18 protein-coding genes are annotated in these 19,014 nt (G+C 31.8%); 10 read left to right on the plus strand and 8 right to left on the minus strand.

Annotated features, from left to right (window positions below; translation table 11 throughout):
- Window positions 1-74 precede the first annotated feature (74 nt).
- Entirely contained in the window at window positions 75-2,315 is a 2,241-nt protein-coding gene (locus NAT47_RS06080) for a M20/M25/M40 family metallo-hydrolase (RefSeq protein WP_250581454.1), read from the plus strand.
- Window positions 2,316-2,391: 76 nt separating this feature from the next.
- Window positions 2,392-2,967, plus strand: a complete 576-nt coding sequence (locus tag NAT47_RS06085) for a YdeI/OmpD-associated family protein (RefSeq protein ID WP_262918734.1) — start codon at window positions 2,392-2,394, stop codon at window positions 2,965-2,967.
- A gap of 51 nt (window positions 2,968-3,018) precedes the next feature.
- Here NAT47_RS06085 and yajC read toward each other — a convergent pair whose 3' ends face one another.
- From yajC to NAT47_RS06105, 4 genes are all read right to left on the minus strand, one after another.
- Window positions 3,019-3,288, minus strand: coding sequence for a preprotein translocase subunit YajC (yajC, locus tag NAT47_RS06090; protein ID WP_250581455.1), 270 nt, complete (start codon window positions 3,286-3,288; stop codon window positions 3,019-3,021).
- Window positions 3,289-3,311: 23 nt separating this feature from the next.
- Window positions 3,312-3,770 carry a DUF1573 domain-containing protein gene (locus NAT47_RS06095; RefSeq protein ID WP_250581456.1) on the minus strand — a complete coding sequence of 153 codons (459 nt, stop codon included), beginning with the start codon at window positions 3,768-3,770 and terminating at the stop codon, window positions 3,312-3,314.
- A gap of 11 nt (window positions 3,771-3,781) precedes the next feature.
- Complete coding sequence (gene nusB, locus NAT47_RS06100; RefSeq protein ID WP_250581457.1) at window positions 3,782-4,723, minus strand: transcription antitermination factor NusB; 942 nt, start codon at window positions 4,721-4,723, stop codon at window positions 3,782-3,784.
- An 83-nt stretch (window positions 4,724-4,806) separates the two neighbouring features.
- Entirely contained in the window at window positions 4,807-5,910 is a 1,104-nt protein-coding gene (locus tag NAT47_RS06105; protein WP_250581458.1) for a Glu/Leu/Phe/Val dehydrogenase dimerization domain-containing protein, read from the minus strand.
- A 193-nt stretch (window positions 5,911-6,103) separates the two neighbouring features.
- On the opposite strand from NAT47_RS06105, the gene NAT47_RS06110 reads away from it, so the two are divergent.
- On the plus strand, window positions 6,104-7,870 hold the full coding sequence (locus NAT47_RS06110; RefSeq protein ID WP_250581459.1) for an ABC transporter ATP-binding protein: 1,767 nt from the start codon (window positions 6,104-6,106) through the stop codon (window positions 7,868-7,870).
- A gap of 70 nt (window positions 7,871-7,940) precedes the next feature.
- A complete protein-coding gene (locus NAT47_RS06115) occupies window positions 7,941-8,315 on the plus strand; it encodes a PUR family DNA/RNA-binding protein (RefSeq protein ID WP_250581460.1) in 375 nt (124 codons plus the stop codon).
- A 92-nt stretch (window positions 8,316-8,407) separates the two neighbouring features.
- Here the strand turns inward: NAT47_RS06115 and NAT47_RS06120 are convergent, their stop codons facing one another.
- Together NAT47_RS06120 and trxA are read right to left on the minus strand one after the other, a co-directional pair.
- A complete protein-coding gene (locus tag NAT47_RS06120; RefSeq protein WP_250581461.1) occupies window positions 8,408-8,797 on the minus strand; it encodes a rhodanese-like domain-containing protein in 390 nt (129 codons plus the stop codon).
- Window positions 8,798-8,832: 35 nt separating this feature from the next.
- Entirely contained in the window at window positions 8,833-9,222 is a 390-nt protein-coding gene (trxA, locus tag NAT47_RS06125) for a thioredoxin (protein WP_408610595.1), read from the minus strand.
- A gap of 53 nt (window positions 9,223-9,275) precedes the next feature.
- Here trxA and hemN point away from each other — a divergent pair, with 53 nt between their 5' ends.
- Window positions 9,276-10,640, plus strand: a complete 1,365-nt coding sequence (hemN, locus tag NAT47_RS06130; RefSeq protein ID WP_250581462.1) for an oxygen-independent coproporphyrinogen III oxidase — start codon at window positions 9,276-9,278, stop codon at window positions 10,638-10,640.
- 19 nt (window positions 10,641-10,659) lie between these two features.
- Here the strand turns inward: hemN and NAT47_RS06135 are convergent, their stop codons facing one another.
- Window positions 10,660-12,486, minus strand: coding sequence for a BamA/TamA family outer membrane protein (locus tag NAT47_RS06135; RefSeq protein ID WP_250581463.1), 1,827 nt, complete (start codon window positions 12,484-12,486; stop codon window positions 10,660-10,662).
- Between the two features lie 151 nt (window positions 12,487-12,637).
- Here NAT47_RS06135 and NAT47_RS06140 point away from each other — a divergent pair, with 151 nt between their 5' ends.
- The 5 genes from NAT47_RS06140 (at window position 12,638) to NAT47_RS06160 (ending at window position 18,309) form a co-directional block, all read left to right on the plus strand.
- Window positions 12,638-13,984, plus strand: a complete 1,347-nt coding sequence (locus NAT47_RS06140) for a DEAD/DEAH box helicase (protein ID WP_250581464.1) — start codon at window positions 12,638-12,640, stop codon at window positions 13,982-13,984.
- A 164-nt stretch (window positions 13,985-14,148) separates the two neighbouring features.
- Window positions 14,149-16,074 carry a vWA domain-containing protein gene (locus tag NAT47_RS06145; RefSeq protein WP_250581465.1) on the plus strand — a complete coding sequence of 642 codons (1,926 nt, stop codon included), beginning with the start codon at window positions 14,149-14,151 and terminating at the stop codon, window positions 16,072-16,074.
- On the plus strand, window positions 16,071-17,330 hold the full coding sequence (locus NAT47_RS06150; RefSeq protein WP_250581466.1) for a dihydroorotase: 1,260 nt from the start codon (window positions 16,071-16,073) through the stop codon (window positions 17,328-17,330). Before NAT47_RS06145 ends, NAT47_RS06150 begins: the two co-directional genes overlap by 4 nt.
- 9 nt (window positions 17,331-17,339) lie before the next feature.
- Window positions 17,340-17,660 carry a hypothetical protein gene (locus NAT47_RS06155; RefSeq protein WP_250581467.1) on the plus strand — a complete coding sequence of 107 codons (321 nt, stop codon included), beginning with the start codon at window positions 17,340-17,342 and terminating at the stop codon, window positions 17,658-17,660.
- Between the two features lie 10 nt (window positions 17,661-17,670).
- Complete coding sequence (locus NAT47_RS06160) at window positions 17,671-18,309, plus strand: alpha/beta hydrolase (protein WP_250581468.1); 639 nt, start codon at window positions 17,671-17,673, stop codon at window positions 18,307-18,309.
- Between the two features lie 67 nt (window positions 18,310-18,376).
- Here NAT47_RS06160 and NAT47_RS06165 read toward each other — a convergent pair whose 3' ends face one another.
- Window positions 18,377-18,946 carry a fasciclin domain-containing protein gene (locus tag NAT47_RS06165; RefSeq protein ID WP_250581469.1) on the minus strand — a complete coding sequence of 190 codons (570 nt, stop codon included), beginning with the start codon at window positions 18,944-18,946 and terminating at the stop codon, window positions 18,377-18,379.
- Window positions 18,947-19,014 lie beyond the last annotated feature (68 nt).

A 19,014-nucleotide genomic window follows, 5' to 3' on the forward strand; every position in this document is an offset into this window, starting at 1 on the left:
ATAAAGACAAGCGTTTTTAAGCTTGTCTTTTTTTGTATATTCGTAATTGTTTTAACAAAATTTGATAAAAAACTATGATTCCAAAAATAAATCTTAAGAAAGGAATAGTTACTATAATTATTTCTTCATTTTCGTTATTTTCTTTAGCACAAGAGAAACATCTTAAAAATATCAAACAATTGACTTTCGGTGGTGACAATGCAGAGGCCTATTTTAGTCCGAAAGGCGATAAATTAACGCTTCAAGTTACCAATAAAGCCTTTGGTGTTTCTTGTGACCAAATCTTCATGTTAGATTTACAAGCAGAAGAATTCAATGAAAAAAGTTTACAATTAGTTTCAACCGGAAAAGGAAGAACCACTTGTTCGTTTTATATGCCTGATGGTAAACATATAATCTATGCTTCCACTCACGCTGCTGATCATGCTTGTCCAGCTCCACCAAAACCGATTGATGGAAAATATTTATGGGCCATTTATCCAGAATTTGACATTTACATTGCTGATTTAAACGGAAAAATTGTAAAACAAGTTACAGATACCCCGGGTTATGATGCCGAAGCAGTTGTTTCTCCTGACGGAATGAAAATTGCTTTTACGAGTATTAGAAGTGGTGATTTAGAAATCTATGTAATGGATATCGATGGAAGCAATTTAAAACAAATCACGTCCGGATTAGGATATGACGGTGGTTGTTTCTTTTCGCATGATAGTAAAAAAATCGTATTTCGTTCGTCTCGTCCAAAAACTCCTGAAGCTATAAAAGAATACAAAGATTTATTAGCGCAAAACTTGGTAGCTCCATCGGAAATGGAAATCTACACTTGCAACATCGATGGTTCTGATTTAAAACAAATTACAAATCTTGGAAAAGCCAATTGGGCACCTTACTTCCACCCTTCTGATAAAAAAATCATTTTCTCTTCGAATCATCATTCGACTCGAGGTTACGATTTCCAATTATACATGATTGATACCAATGGTGAGAACTTACAACAAATTACATGGGAAAGCGAATTTAATGCGTTTCCAATGTTTTCTCCAGATGGAAAAAAATTGGTTTTCTCAAGTAACAGAATGCAAAGCAAGCCAAGAGAAACCAATGTTTTCATCGCGGATTGGGTTGAAGGTGATGCTGCCGAAATTGCACAACCAAAATCACTAAAAAAACACATAACTTATTTAGCTTCAGACGAATTACAAGGACGTTTAACAGGTTCTGTAGGAGAGAAAAAAGCAGCAGACTACATTGCAAAAGAATTTAAAGCATTGGGATTAAAACCTTATGCTAATAATAGTTACTTTCAAAAATTCAATTACAAAGTAAAATTAAATCCACATGCTAAGGATGGTTCGGGTGATAAAACTAATCATGGCACTAATGTTATTGCCTTTTTAGACAACCAAGCTTCTAAAACTATTGTGATTGGTGCACATTATGATCATTTAGGTTTAAACGAACATAATCAATCTACAAAACCAAATTCTCATGGTGAAATTCATAACGGAGCAGATGATAATTCTTCAGGTGTAGCAGGAGTTTTAGAATTAGCTCATATGTTATCGAAAAATAAAACGAAAGAAAATGCGAATTATATTTTTGCCTTATTCTCAGGTGAAGAAGATGGATTAATTGGTTCTAAACACATGACGGAAACTCTTAAATCTTTGTATCCAAATGTAGTGACAATGATCAACATGGATATGATAGGTCGTTTAGATAAAGACAAAAGTTTAACAGTTGGAGGTGTAGGAACTTCTCCAGAATTTTCAAAAATTGTAACTAAAAATAAACCAGCAGGTTTCAACGTCACTTTAGATAATTCAGGACACGGTCCTTCTGATCATACTTCATTTTATTTGAAAGATATTCCAGTGTTGTTTTTCTTTACAGGAACTCATATGGATTATCACAAACCAAGTGATGACGAAGATAAAATCAATTATTACGGAGTAAGAAATATTACGGATTATGTATTCCGAGTATGCTCAGAAATTGAAAAATTAGACAAAATTGAGTTCACTAAAACAGCTATGAATTCAGAAAAAGTGGTTCCAAAATACAAAGTAACTTTAGGAATCATGCCAGATTATACAGACCATGGTGATGGTTTACATATTGATGGTGTTACTGATAATCGTCCAGCTCATGCAGCAGGAATTTTGGCAGGTGATATTTTGGTAAAAATTGGAGATTGCGAAATTAAAGAAGTATATACTTATATGGATTGTTTAGCCAAGTTAAATGTAGGCGATGAAAAAGATGTAACTGTAATGCGAAACGGTAAACCAATTACAGTAAAAGTAAAATTCTAAAATAAAATTAAAGAGGACATTGTTCCTCTTTTTTTATGAAGATTTTTTATATTTGATAAACACAAAAACCAATATTTTGGAAAAAGAAAACAAATGGAATAAAACCAATCAATGGGAATACGAAATAGAGCAATTACATGCTATCATTCGAAAAACACCTTTAATTGAAACTACTAAATGGGGCGGCCCTGTTTATACTTATAAAAACAAGAATGTATTGGGAATTGGTGGTTTTAAATCCTATTTTGGAATTTGGTTTTACAACGGTGTTTTTCTGAAAGATGAAAAGAAATTGCTCATAAATGCGAATGAAGAAAATACAAAATCATTACGTCAAATGCGATTTAATTCAGCAAATGAAATTGATGAAAAATTAATTTTAGCCTATATTAAAGAAGCTATTGAAATTGAAGAAAAAGGAGTGGCTATTCCAAAAGAAAAAAAGGAAACCATAATTCCAGAAATTTTACAAAACGAATTGGATAAAAATTCGGAACTTAAAAACAAATTCAATGCATTTTCTCCTTATAAACAAAGAGAATTTATTGAACACATAACTTCTGCAAAACAAGAAAAAACACAATTGGTTCGTTTAGAAAAAATTATTCTAATGATATTAGAAGAAAAAGGTTTAAACGATAAATACAGATAAAAAAAGCCGAATTTCTGAATTGAAATTCGGCTTTAATATTTATTGAAAAATCTATTTAGATGCTAATTTAGCACTTAATTCCATTGAAATAGCAGATTTTTCCATTTTAATTTTACCTGCCATAGTTTCAACTACGATAGTGTCATCATTCATTTCAGCAATTTTACCGTGAATACCTGCTTTAGTGATAATTCTATCTCCTACTTTTAATCCGCCTTCAAAGGCTTTTTCTTTTTTTACTCTTTGTTGTTGCGGTCTTATTAGTAAGAAATAAAAAACTGCAATCATTAATACTAGTTGAATTCCTAATTCTGGAGTCATAATTTATGTATTTAAATAATAATTTATTTTTTTGATGGGGTTACATTAGCTTTAATTTTGAACATTTCGTGTCCATTAGCTGTATTGGTTACAATAGTAACAGACTTTTCTTGAAGTCCTGGCTTGCCTTTTGAATCAAAGGAAACTTTAATAGGTGCTGAATCACCCGGCTTAATTGGTTCTTTAGGTGGAAGCGGAACAGTACATCCACAACTACCTTTTGCGTCATGAATTAATAAATCTGAATCTCCAACATTCTTAACAATAAATTCAGTTTCAACAATATCACCCTCATTAATAGTTCCAAAATCATGAACTTCTTTATCTAATTCAACCTTTGCTAATTTTCCGGCGATGGCATTTTGCTCTTGAAGAGCTTTCATATCCGAATCTGTAATCTTATCTGCTGCGCTCTCTTTTTTACAAGAAGCTACTACAAAAACAAATGAAATAGCTAATAAACTAAGTGATTTTCTTATCATAATATATAATTTTATAATAAACCTCTACCTGACTTTTTTAATTTTCCGTTTTGTGTAAATTCTTTAACTAAATTGTCTAGAATTCCGTTTATAAAAATACTACTTTTTGGTGTAGAATACTCTTTTGCAATCTCTAAATATTCGTTAATTGTTACTTTTGTTGGAATAGATGGAAATTTCAATAACTCACAAATCGCCATTTTTAGAATTATAGTATCAATTTCAGCTATTCGTTCTACATCCCAATTTGGGGTTTTATCGATATATTCTTTTGATAATTCCAATTCATTTAAAACGGTTTTTCTGAATAAATTTTTGACGAATTCTTTATCATCTTCGTCCTTATAAACTCTCGGAATTATCAATGTATCATTTGCATTTTTAAGTTGCTTGATTTGCTTCACAATTAAAGTATTTATTGAAGGTAAATCATCTAACCAGGTTAATTTATGATCTTCTAAATAATCATATAAACGTTCACTTGGAGCAATTACTTCTGTATATAAATCAACAATAAAGTTTTTATCTTCTTCAAAACTTGAACTTGATTTTTCCATGTATTGATGATACAATTTGCTTTCTTTAATAGTATCAATCAAAGACAAAATTATATCATCATTTAATTTCCAATTATTGATGTTGTTTTCATCTAAAGCTGTGTCTAACGCATCAGATTCTGCCAACAAGACCAATACTTTATTGTTAACAAATTTTAAGTTAGGATTGCGTTCTTCTTTAGTTGCTAAATATTTCTTTGAAGCTAATTCCAAATAATTTTCTTCTTTCTTTTTGATTTCTATGAGAGCTGAAAGCAATAAAAGATATAAGTTTTGGGTATTTTCTATACTTTGAAAAAGGAATTTTTCTTCTTTATCCAAATTATCAGATTGGTGTTGGTGCATCGCATAAATACTTTGCATTACTTTTACTCGGATATGTCTTCTGTTTAACATACTAATTAAGAACTTTATAAAATTAAGAGAGCGAAAAAGTTTCCTCTTTCGCTCTGCAAAAATACAATTTTATTTAAAACGAATTACTTGTTTTGTTCGTTTTTTGCATCATCAATTCGTTTTTGAGCCATAGAAAAGGCTGCTTGATGCGTTGTAATATTGTTATCGTCTGCATATTTGAATATTTCCAACGCAGTATTATAGATGTTTTCTGTTTTTTCCATCACCTGAGCATTCGTCCATTTTACTAATTCAGAATACACATTGATTACGCCACCTGCATTGATTAAAAAATCAGGAGCATATAAAACACCTTTATCTTTTAGGATTTTTCCATGAACCGCTTCGTTCGCTAATTGGTTATTAGCTGCACCTGCAATTACAGAAGCCTTAATTTTATTGATAGTTTCATCATTAATAGTAGCTCCTAATGCACATGGTGCGTAAATATCAACATCAGCGCTGTATAAATCAGCACCAGTGAAAATTTTAGCTCCATACTTCGCTCCTACCTGATTCACTCTTTCTTCATTAATATCTGTAATAGTTACTAATGCACCACTTTCTGTTAAGTGTTTCACTAGTGATTCTCCAACATGACCAATACCTTGAACTAAAACACTTTTTCCTTCTAAATTATCAGAACCAAATTTGTATTTAGCAGCCGCTTTCATTCCCATAAAAACTCCGTAAGCTGTAACAGGAGAAGGATTTCCAGAACCACCTCTTTCAACAGAAATACCAGCTACGTGTTTCGTAACTTCGTTTACTGTATCCATATCTTTAGTTTCCATTCCTACGTCTTCAGCCGTAATATATTTTCCTGATAATGAATCTACAAATTGTCCAAAACGACGCATTAATTCAGGAGTTTTCTGAGTTTTAGCATCGCCAATAATTACTGCTTTTCCTCCACCTAAATTTAATCCGGAAATTGAGTTTTTGAAAGTCATTCCACGAGATAAACGTAAAACGTCGTTCAACGCTTCCCATTCGTTTGTATAATTCCACATTCTAGTACCACCTAATGCAGGACCTAAAACTGTGTTATGAATTCCAATAATTGCTTTTAAACCTGTATCTTTGTCGTGACAAAATACAACTTGTTCATGACCATCAAAAGAAACCTGACCGAAAACTGGGTCTACTTTATGAAGCTCATTTGCTTTTAATAATTCTGCTGTCATGTAAATTGAGTTGATTTGAAAATTATTCAATATTTAATTACAATATTACGAATTATTTTAAATTGATTCAAAAAATTATATTTATTTTAATAATTTAGCAATGAAATGCTAAAAAAACAGATAATCATTAATTATCAATTCACTAACTTTTTAATGAAATTGATAAATTAATGGTGTCAAACTAAAAAGAATTATGAAAGAATTACAATATTTAAACAAATACTTTGTAAAATATAAATATCGATTCTTGCTTGGAATCGTCATAACAGTTGTAGCGCAAATCTTCTCTTTATTTACTCCTGAATTGATTGGAAACTCAATAAAGGTTATTGAAGATTACGTAAAAAACTCTAATGGAGATGTTTTGAGTTTTCAAAAGTCGTTATTTCACAATATTTTATTAATATTAGGTACAACCATAATAGCAGGTTTCTTTACTTTTTTGATGAGACAAACCTTAATTGTTATGTCTCGCCATGTAGAATTTGATTTGAAAAATGAAATTTTTAATCATTATCAAGCACTTAGTCAAAGTTTTTACAAACGAAATCGTACAGGTGATTTAATGAACCGAATTAGTGAAGATGTAGGTAAAGTAAGAATGTATGTTGGTCCAGCTGTTATGTACACGCTCAACACGATAATGCGATTCACAATTGTGGTAATTTACATGTACAATATTTCACCTAAACTTACTATTTACTCGTTACTTCCTCTACCACTTTTATCGTATAGCATATTCAAAATCAGTTCAATGATACATAAAAAAAGTGGTGATTTTCAACAAAATTTATCTACTCTTTCCTCATTTACACAAGAAATTTTTTCTGGAATTCGTGTCATAAAAGCATATGCCATTGAAGGTAAAAAACAAGAAGATTTTACAAAATTAAGTGATGAAAGTAAAACAAAAGCTTTGGATTTAGCACGAGTAAACTCGCTATTTGGTCCTTTAATGATTTTGCTTATTGGATTAAGTAACTTGGTTGTGGTTTATGTGGGTGGTTCAATGTACATTAATAATGATCCAGAGATTGAAAGTATTGGAGTTATTGCCCAATTCATTTTATATATCAACATGTTGACTTGGCCTGTTGCGTCTTTAGGTTGGGTTTCTTCATTGGTTCAAGAAGCAGAAGCTTCCCAAAAACGTATTAATGAATTTCTGAAAGAGGAACCTGAGATTAAAAATACAGTTAGTGGACCTACAAAAATTGAAGGTTCAATCAAATTTGACAATGTTTCGTTTGAGTACGAGGACACAAAAATTAAAGCTCTTAACCAAATTACATTTGAAGTTAAAAAAGGAAAAACTTTAGCCATTTTGGGGAAAACAGGTTCGGGAAAATCTACACTTTTAACTTTAATTAGTCGTTTGTACGATACTACTTCCGGAACTGTTTTCATAGACAATAAAAACATCAAAGACTTAAATTTGTTTGATTTACGTAATCAGATTAGTGTGGTACCGCAAGATGCTTTCTTATTTTCAGATAGTATTAAAAATAATATCAAATTTGGTAATGAAAATGCTACTGATGAAGAAGTTATGGAAGCTGCAAAAAAAGCAGTTGTTCATGATAATATCATGAATTTTAATCAACAATATGAAACCGTTTTAGGAGAACGAGGTATTACTTTATCTGGTGGACAAAAACAACGAGTTTCCATAGCACGCGCATTGATAAAAAATGCTCCAATACTTCTTTTAGACGATTGTTTAAGCGCTGTAGATACAGAAACCGAAGAAACTATTTTAAATAATTTACTAGAATATTGTAAAGATAAAACTACGATAATTGTAAGTCATCGTGTTTCTTCTGCTAAAAATGCAGATTGGATCATCATTTTAGACGAAGGTAAGATTTTAGAGCAAGGTACTCATTCTCAATTATTAGAACTTGATGGTTACTACAAAGAACTCTATTTAAAACAACTTTCAGAAAAAGAAATTCAATAAACTTTTGCTTAATCCATTTTTTTTTTAGATTTTTGAGACGCTATAACACTAATTAATTGAAAGTAGGATTATGAGAGAAAATGAAATGTTAGAAAAAGAAGATATTTTTTCTAAAGTATTGCGTGCAGGAAGAAGAACGTATTTCTTTGATGTAAGAGCAACAAAAGCAGACGATTACTACATTACTATTACAGAAAGTAAAAAATTTACAGAAGAAGATGGTTCTTTTCATTTTAAAAAACACAAAATTTACTTATACAAAGAAGACTTTGCTGCTTTTAAAGAAATTCTTGACGAAATGACGGATTTTGTATTGGATCAAAAAGGAGAAGAAGTAATTTCGGAAAGACACCAGAAAGATTTTAAAAGAGAAAGTTTTACTGAATCTTCTGATGAAGTAAAATCTGCAGAAAGTTTTACCAATATTGATTTTGACGATATTTAATCTTCCGATTTAAAATATTAATCCCAAACTCTTAATTGAATTTGGGATTTTTTTATCGCATTTGTGAATCGTTTTGAACTGATAAAATACAATTATTTAACAACTGGCTTATTTTCACTTTTCCAATTGGTAATTCCACCTTCTAAGTCGGAAATAGTTTTGAAACCTAATTCTTTTAATCTCGCAGAAGCTTTTGCACTTCTTCCACCCGATTTGCAATACACCATAACGGGTTTTTCTTTATCCAAACCAGCTACTTTAGCATCAAAATCTTCTGCCGTAACGTCAATGTTAATCGCATTTTCTAAATGACCTTCTGAAAATTCTTCAGGTGTACGAACATCTAACAATTGTACATTTGGTTGTTTCAATTTCGTTTCGTATTTGGAAACTTCTAAAACTTGAACTCCTTCAGTTTGTGTTTTCATACACGATGTCATTCCAAACATAAGTACGACTAAACTTAATACTTTTAATTTCATTATTTTTACTTTTTAGATTTATAAACTTACGAAAACTAATTCAAATGTTGGTTCACAATTGAGGTTAAATCTCTTGCACTTAAAACACCAGATTGTCTCCACAGCATCTTACCCGTTTTAAAAAGCATCAAAGTAGGAACACCACGAACCATAAAATGACTCGCTAAATCTTGATGCTGGTCTACATTTACTTTAATTATTTTAACAGAATCTTTCAAATCCGCTTTTACTTCTTGTAAAATTGGAGACATCATTTTACATGGTCCACACCAATCTGCATAAAAATCAACTAATACCAAAACATTTCCGTTGATAATATCATTAAATTTTGCATTCATAACATTTAATTTACTACGCAAAGATAAAATACAACTGTAACGTTTACTGTAATATTTGTTACATAATTCTGATATGATAATTATCATTTTTTATAATGGTGAAGCCTCTTAAGTTTGTAGAGTGCAAAAATTATATCATCATGTCGGTTTCTTTAGTTCAAAAGTATAACGTTCCAGGCCCAAGATACACTAGTTATCCCACTGTTCCTTATTGGGAAGAAGACAAATTCCACTTAGAAGATTGGAAACAAACCTTATTACAATCCTTCAAAGAATCGAATGCTAAAGAAGGAATTAGCTTGTATATTCACCTGCCATTTTGTGAGAGCTTGTGTACTTTTTGTGGTTGTAACAAAAGAATTACAAAACGACATGAAGTAGAAGACCCTTACATCACAGCCGTAATCAAAGAATGGAAATTATATTGCGATTTATTTCCAAGAAAACCTATAATTAAAGAAATTCACTTAGGTGGTGGAACTCCTACTTTTTTCTCTACGGAAAACTTGGAACGTTTGATCAATGGAATATTTCAATACGCAACGAAAGCTGAGGAACATGAATTCAGTTTTGAAGGACATCCAAACAATACTACAAAACACCATTTACAAAAATTATATGATTTGGGCTTTAGAAGAGTAAGTTTTGGGGTGCAAGATTATTCGCCTAAAGTTCAAGAAGCTATTCATAGAGTCCAACCTTTTCACAATGTTGCAAAAGTTACCTTTTGGGCAAAAGAAATTGGATATACTTCCATTGGTCACGATTTAATTTTTGGGCTTCCATTCCAAACTTTAGCAGACGTAAAAGACACGATTGATAAAACAAAATCATTACAACCAGACCGATTAGCCTTCTATAGCTATGCTCATGTGCCTTGGATTAAAGGAAATGGACAACGTGGTTTTAAAGATGAAGATTTACCTAAAGACGATGAAAAACGAATGCTATATGAAGAAGGTAAAAAACAATTAGCCCAAAATGGGTATCATGAAATCGGAATGGACCACTTTGCTTTAGAAAATGATAGCATGTACAATTCTTTTAAAAACGGAACTTTGCATCGCAATTTCATGGGTTACACGGCTTCAAAAACGAAATTGATGATAGGTTTAGGCGTTTCTTCAATTAGTGATAGTTGGTACAGTTTTGCTCAAAACGAAAAAACTATTGAAGATTACTACACCCATTTAGAAGAAGACCAATTGCCAATTTTCAGAGGTCATGTCTTAAATTCTGAAGACTTAATAATTAGAAAACACATCTTAAATTTGATGTGCCAATTCACTACTTCTTGGAAAGACGAAGCATTGGATTTTCCTGAATTACCTTCAGTATTAGCTAGTTTAGAAGAAATGCAAGACGATGGCTTATTGACTATTAAAGATAAAACGATTACCGTAACCGAAAAAGGAAAACCTTTCGTTAGAAATATTTGTATGGCATTCGATTTACGTTTAATCAGAAAAGCACCAGAGACAAAATTGTTTTCAATGACAATCTAAAATCGCTATTTTTTCTTGATTACTCATACTTTACATAAGCAGGTTTAGATAATTGGAAATCATAGAGTGTTAAACTGGTATTTTCAAAAGAATTAAATTTCATAATATTATCGCCTTCAAATGGAATTGTTGGATAATACGAAAATGAAATCTGAAAGCTGTTAAAAACCAAGAAGTCATTGTTAATTAAAGCTCCAATGCTAAATTTGGGATAAACCTTGCTTGAAAACAAAGCCTTTTCATCAGCTAAAGAACCTAAAGTAATATTGAAATACGGACTAAATCGAAATCCGTACCAATTTCCTGGAATGTAGGATTGTGTTTGAAAAGATAAGGTCCACTTTTGTGTACCATTCAATCGGTTATTAAAACCAGACAAACCTTCTTCTTCTAAAAGTGTTAATCTGTCTTTGAAAGAAACATCGCGATTGTTCCCCCAAACATAAGTAGGTTTAAAAAATTGTCTAAATCGCCAGGAACCTAAAGAAAATAAGGGACTGAAATAATTAAAGCCTAACTTAAAAGTTGTTTGCTCAGTAAATTTAGAATCATAAAAACTTCCCCACTCTGCAAAACCACTTGCATATCCAAAAGTGAATTTTTTCCCGTAAGAAAGGGTCAAACCAGTATACAGTCTAGAGTTATTATTTTTATCTTGATGTCCAATTATCAAAGCAATATTTTCTCCGTAAGGAATGTCTTCAACGATATCATAATTGAAAATAAATTTATCTTGATAGAATTTTTGTCTCGAAATACCTAACATTCCGATCCAATTCTTTTCGTTAGAAAAATAATTTGATGGATCTAAAATAACATCTGGTGATCGACCAAATCGCTTTTCATTATAAGTCAGAGCAACAATTAAATTCCTGTAATACCGCTCAGAATTAGATTTTGAATTAATTTTGATAGCTCTTCCATACCAATATTCTTGAAAATCAAAGGAAAAACTAGATGATTGAATTGTATCATTTACTGGAAAAATTTCTGTCAATAATTGATTTTCAAAATAAAATCCACCAGCATTTTGAGTAATAACAGAATAAAAAGGTCGATTAATATTGATACTTCTTCTGCTATCATTATCAAACTCTTTCGCATAATTCAAATCCAATCTCGTGAAAGTATTTTTTATATTATTTATTGTATACTGACCATAAACGGCTTTTTCCTTGGTGTCAAATCGTCTTTTAAAATTTCCACTTATCAAATGTCCGTATCCTAAGATATTTCGTTCCGTTAATTTTATACTTCCATCTGTAGATGACAGACTTCCAGTAGGAATTAAAGACCAAGAGTCTAAAACCCTTACTTTTAAATCTATAGAATCTTTATTATTAGATATTTCTACAGGAACAATTGCTACTTCTCTAATGTAGCGCTGACTTCTAATTAAACGTTCAGATTCATACAATAACTTTGCATCCAAACTATCATGTTTTTTCAATAGCATGATATTGCGAATCGTAATTTCTTTTGTTTTTATGTGTGCTGAATTTCCGATTTTCTCATATTTTTTCTTAGGAATCTTTTTCTCATCTGAAACCGAAAATCCAAAAGGATCAAGAGTTTCTATGGTTATATTCCGAATTATTTTTCCTTCCTGATGTTTTTTTACCACTTTAAGTTCTTTCTTAGGCTTAAAGGGTATTAATTCATCAACTTTAAGTGCAGATTCCCTGAAAATTAATTTGTAAACAAAACGAGAAAATTTATTTTTTTTTGAAAAATCATTAATTCCTTGATAAACCGATATACTATCGCCTTTTCTGTCGATAGTCTGTGCATTTCCTTTCGAGGAAATTACAAGTACCAGAAAAAGAAGTGCGTAATATTTAAACATTACAATGATAAACTAGTCTTTTACAAAAATATTGTACAAAAGTCTAAAGTACTAATAAATTAACCAAAAACTAGCAATTTGGTGTTAGATAAGGTAGCAAATACGATTCAAAAAACTTTCCTTACCTTTGCGAACAATTTTATTTACACATATGAAAACTTTCTTAGAATTCGATTTACCAAAATCATTACAAAAAGCATTAGACGAATTAGGTTTTGTGCACGCTACACCTATTCAAGAAAAATCGCATGCTGTAATTCTATCAGGAAGAGACGTAATGGGAATTGCACAAACGGGAACAGGCAAAACTTTCGCCTACTTATTACCTATTTTAAAACAATGGAAATTTCAAAATAATGAATCACCAAGAGTGGTTATCTTGGTTCCAACACGTGAATTAGTAGTGCAAGTTGCAGAAGAAGTGGAAAAACTAACCAAATACATGAGTGTGCGAACACTTGGAATTTATGGTGGTGTAAACATTAATACACAACGAAAAGCACTAGCTGAAGGAGTGGATATTTTAGTAGGAACGCCAGGTCGTGTAATGGATTTAGCGCTTGACGGTGTTTTACGTTTTGATGCCTTGCAAAAATTAGTCATTGACGAGTTTGACGAAATCTTAAACTTAGGGTTCCGTGCTCAATTAACGTCAATATTGACCATGATGCGTGGCAAAAAACAAAACATATTATTCTCGGCAACCATGACCGAAGAAGTAGATGAAATGTTAGACGAATATTTCGATTTTCCAGAAGAAGTTTCCTTAGCTCCAAGTGGAACTCCGTTAGAACAAATCGAACAAATTGTATACCAAGTTCCGAATTTCTTAACCAAATTAAATTTACTAAAACACCTAATTCGCGAAACTGAGGGAATGGACCGTGTGTTGATTTTCGTAAACAACAAACGTATTGTAGAATTGGTTTCCGAAACCTTAGAAAGCGAATTTCCAGAGCAATTTGGAGTTATTCACTCGAATAAATCACAAAACTATCGTTTGAATACGATGGCAGCTTTTCAAGCGGGCGAATTAAGAGGTTTAGTAACTACCGATATTATGGCGCGAGGTTTAGATATTTCCGATATCACCCATGTTATTAACTTACAATTTACCGAAGAACCTGAAAAATACATGCACCGTATCGGTAGAACAGGTCGAGCTGATAAAACCGGTGTTGCCATAAGTTTGATTTCGCCAAGTGAAGTAGAACCAAAAATTGAGGTAGAATTATTAATGAATACCGAAATCAAAGAACTTCCTATTCCAGAAGATTTAAAAATAGAAGAACGCTATTTAGACTTCGAAAAGGAAAAGAAAAAAATGAAGTTCTTACTAAAAACCCCTAAAAAAGAAGGTGGCGATGCTTTCCATCAAAAGAAAGACAAAAACAAAAAAGTCAACCTAGGCGGTCCAGGAAAACGTACTCCAAGAAAAACAGAATCCAGAAACCGAGCTGTGGAAAGAAAACGCGCGGAGAAGAAAAAGAAAAGGTAATATTTTAATGGTCAGTAGTCAGTTTTAGGTTGTCAGCAAAAATCCGCATAAATTTCACAAATCCTTGTCATCCGCGTTCCAAAAAACCACCACCCTACATTTTCTGAATTCTAAATTCTAAATTCTAAATTGAATTTCGTACTTTTGACAAATTCTAATTATAAATGCAGTTCAAACATCCAGAAATTCTCTATTTCCTTTTTCTGTTGGTTATACCAATTTTGGTGCATTTATTTCAATTACGACGTTTTAAGAAAGAATATTTTACCAACGTAAAGCTGCTTAAAGAACTTCAAATTCAAACTAGAAAAAGTTCTAAAATCAAGAAATGGTTGTTGTTAGCTACTCGCCTATTGTTGTTAACTTGTTTAATTTTAGCGTTTGCCCAACCTTTTTTTGACGCCAAAGACACTACAAACAAAGGAAATGAACTTATCATTTTATTAGACAACTCGTTTTCGATGCAAGCCAAAGGGGCTAAAGGCGAATTGCTAAAAAGAAGCATTCAAGATTTATTAGAAGAATTACCCGAAAACCAACAATTCTCATTACTTACGAATTCCGAAGTTTTTTGGGACATCGATATCAAATCGATTCAAAAAGAATTACAGAATTTAAAATATTCCGCAATGCCGTTTCAATTGGATTATTTGATTAATCAAGTCGAAACCAAAAAGAAAAATACCAAGAAAGACTACGTTATCATTACTGATGCCATTCAATCCGAAAGTAAAAAAGCATTGGATTTAGCAGAAAATAATGTAGTGTATTTCATCCAACCCGAAGCACAAAACAAAACCAACTTCAGTATTGATAAAGTTGCCATTTCACAAGTTTTGGATCAGTTTTACGAATTGAAAATCACGCTTCAAGCTTTTGGTAAAACCGAAAATGAAGTGCCTCTTTCTGTATTCAGCAATAACAAAGCGATTGCAAAAACCATTGCAAAATTTGAAAATCAAAAAACAGAAATTGCAATCACCATTCCAAAAAACGACTTCCACGGAAATATCAGTATCGAAGATAATAGCTTAAGCTACGACAACGATTACTATTTGAGCATTTCAAAACCAGAAAAAGCAAATGTAATTGCTATCGGAAATTCAGATAAAAACAATTTCTTAAGTCGCATTTTCACGGCTGACGAATTCAATTTCCAAAGCACGGAATTGACTACCTTAGATTATAATCAAATTGAAAATCAAGATGCGATTGTATTGAACGAATTAGAAGATTTGCCAGTGGCTTTAGTAACGACACTAAAATCCTTCTACGAAAAAGGCGGTAATATTGTTTTGATTCCGAATGCGAAAAACACGCCAAGTCTATTAAATGCTTTCGCAAAAAACTTTGGTGGATTGAGTTATTCCCAACTTTCTACTTCTAGAAAACAAATCACTAAAATCAACTTTAATCATCCGTTATATCAAACGGTTTTTGAGAAAAAAGTGAGTAATTTCCAATATCCAAATGTAAAAGAAAGTTTCACTTTATCAGGAATTACGAATATTTTACAATACGAAGACAACTCGGTTTTTGTAGGTTCAACTACCAATCGATTAGGATCATTTTACGCTTTTTCGGCTCCGATTAATAAACAGAATAGCAACTTCCAAAATGCGCCATTGATTGTTCCTACCTTTTACAACATGGGACAAAATCAAGGAAAAACGGGAATTAACGCTTATACTATTGGTGAAAACGAAAACCTAATTTTAGAAACAATTTTAGCAAAAGACGAAGTGGTTTCAATACAAAAAGATGGTTATAGTTTCATTCCAATGCAACAAATTTTAAATACCAAATGTAAATTATCGTTTGGTGACTATCCAGAAGAAGCAGGAAATTTTGATGTTATCAAAACCAACAATCCGTTAAAGAAAATCAGCTTTAACTATCCAAGAACTGAAAGCGATTTAACTCAAGTTTCGACTGCCAATTTTGAAAATTTCACCAAAGTTAACAACATAGCCACCGTTCTAAATGACATTGCTTCGGAACGCACAAGCAACGAAATTTGGAAATGGTTTATCATCGCAACACTACTATTTTTAATAACAGAACTACTAATCCAAAAATTTGTAAAATGACGCAAGTTATTCTAAAACAAGCTAAAATTATCGACGCTTCAAGTCCGTTTCACAACCAAGTAATGGACATTAAAATTGAAAACGGAACGATAACTCAAATAGAAAAAGAAATCACAACTACTTCAGGCTTTGAAGTAATAAATATTCCAAATTTACATGTTTCTAAAGGTTGGATGGACAGTTCGGTTTCTTTTGGAGAGCCAGGCTACGAAGACCGCGAAACTATTGAAAACGGATTAAAAGTCGCAGCCAAAAGCGGATTTACTGCTGTAGCGTTACAACCCAATTCTAATCCAACCATCGATAATCAAGCGCAAGTGCGATTTGTGTTAGACAGAGCTAAAAATCAAGCGACAACTTTATATCCCATCGGAGCCTTAACCAAAGGAAGCGAAGGAACGGATTTAGCGGAATTATTCGATATGAAAAACGCTGGCGCAATCGCTTTTGGCGATTATAATAAAGCGTTACAAAATGCTAACTTGCAAAAAATCGCTTTACAATATGTACAAGATTTCGATGGCATGCTGATTGCTTTTTGTCAAGATAGCACTTTAAAAGGAATTGGAATTGCAAATGAAGGAGTTATTAGTACGAAGCTAGGTATGAAAGGAATTCCCGCTTTAGCCGAAGAATTACAAGTCGCTCGTAACTTATTTTTACTAGAATACACAGGAGGAAAATTACACATCCCAACGATTTCTACTAAAGGAAGTATTAAATTAATTAAAGAAGCAAAAGCAAAAGGATTACAAGTAACTTGTAGCGTTGCCGTTCACAATTTAGTTTTAAATGACGAAGTGTTAATGGGATTTGATACCCGATACAAAGTATTACCTCCATTACGCGAAGAAGCAACCAGAAAAGCATTAGTTGAAGCGGTTTTAGATGGTACAATCGATTGCATCACTTCTGACCATAATCCGTTAGATATTGAACATAAGAAATTAGAATTCGATTTAGCTAAAGATGGAACCATTGGTTTAGAAAGTGCTTTTGGTGCTTTACTAACCATTTTACCACTTGAAGTTGTAGTTGAAAAATTAAATGCTAATAAACTGGTTTTCAATGTGGAAAATTCATCAATAATAAGTAACAACAAAGCCGATATTTCACTATTCACAACAGAAGAAAATTGGACATTTGGAAAAGAAAACATCTTATCAAAATCTAAAAATTCGGCTTTCTTAGGACAAAAAATGAAAGGAAAAGCTATTGGAATTTTTAATAATGGTCAACTTATTTTAAACTCATAATAATAAAAAATGAACGAAATTGAACAAGGAAAACAAACCGCTTGGATAAGCTACATAACTATTATTGGAACCATAATAGCTATTTTCATGAATAGCGAAAATAAAAATGTATTTGCTAGTTTTCATATTCGGCAAGCATTAGGAATTTTTCTAACTTTCTTTTTATTAGGTTATCCAGTAGGTTTTTTTGACAGTTGGATGATAACGGCTTCTTTTTGGACGTTTATTTTTATTTTATGGCTATTTGGTTTTATGAGTGCTTTAAATGGTGAACAAAAACCTGTACCTTTTTTAGGTGAATTCTATCAAAACATTTTCAAAAACTTTTAATAAAATAAATATGAACTTACATTATTTGATTCAAGAACCTAAAATTAAACACGATAAAAATCCACTAATACTATTACTACATGGTTATGGAAGTAATGAAGAAGATTTATTTTCTTTTGCTTCCGAATTATCGGATGATTGTTACATTATTTCAGTTAGAGCGCCTTATAATTTACAACCTTACGGATACGCTTGGTATGCGATTCATTTTGATGCAGATGAAAATAAGTTTTCGGATAATGTTCAAGCCAAACAATCGGTAGAACTAATTGCTGGTTTTATTGAGGAAGTAGTTAAACAATATCCAATTGATACTAAAAATGTAACTTTGATTGGTTTTAGTCAAGGTGCTATTTTAAGTTATGCTACTGCCCTAACCTATCCTGAAAAAGTGGCTAAAGTAGTCGCTTTGAGCGGTTATTTCAATCAAGAAATTATGCCAGAAGTTATCGATACAAAAGTAATTTCTCATTTAAAATTCTTCATTTCTCATGGTTCGGTTGACCAAGTTATCCCAGTAGAATGGGCTCGAAAAGCAAAACCAGCTTTAGAAAATTTAGGGTTAGAAGTGGAATATCAGGAATATCCTGTGGGACATGGTGTAGCGCCTCAGAATTTCTTTGATTTTAAGAATTGGCTGCAACGATAAAATAAAAAAGCTCTGAACTAAAATTCAGAGCTTTTCTTTTAACAAACTAAACTAAACATTTTAAGCATTATGATTTAGGTGTTACCACAGTATCCACTACATGAATTACACCATTTTTTTGGTTTACATCGGCAATAGTAACTTTCGCACTATTCCCGTTTTCATCGGTAATATATAAGTCTTTACCTTTCATCCAAGCTGTTAATGTACCACCGCTAACTGTTTTTAAAGTAGCTTTTCCATTTCCTTTTTTGATTGCTGCATCAATGTCTTTAGCATTCATTTTTCCAGCTACAACATGATACGTCAAAATCGTTTGTAACATTTTTAAATTTTCTGGTTTTAATAGTGTTTCAACTGTTTCAGCAGGTAATTTAGCAAACGCTGCATTTGTTGGGGCAAAAACAGTGAATGGTCCTTCTAACATTAAAACATCAACTAATCCAGCAGCTTTAACAGCAGCAACTAATGTAGTGTGATCTTTAGAATTAACCGCATTTTCTACAATATTTTTACTTGGATACATGGGTGCACCTCCTACTTCAACCGTTTTTTCTTTCATTTGAGCAAAAGAAGTTGTTCCAACTAAAAATCCGAAAGCTACAACTGCTGTAGCAAAAAATTTGTTCGTTTTCATATTTTATTTTTTAAAGTTTTATAATTGCATTTACGCTAAAAATAAAATCTTAGTTTTAAAAATAAAAA

This window comes from Flavobacterium fragile (assembly GCF_023634865.1).
Lineage (GTDB): Bacteria > Bacteroidota > Bacteroidia > Flavobacteriales > Flavobacteriaceae > Flavobacterium > Flavobacterium fragile.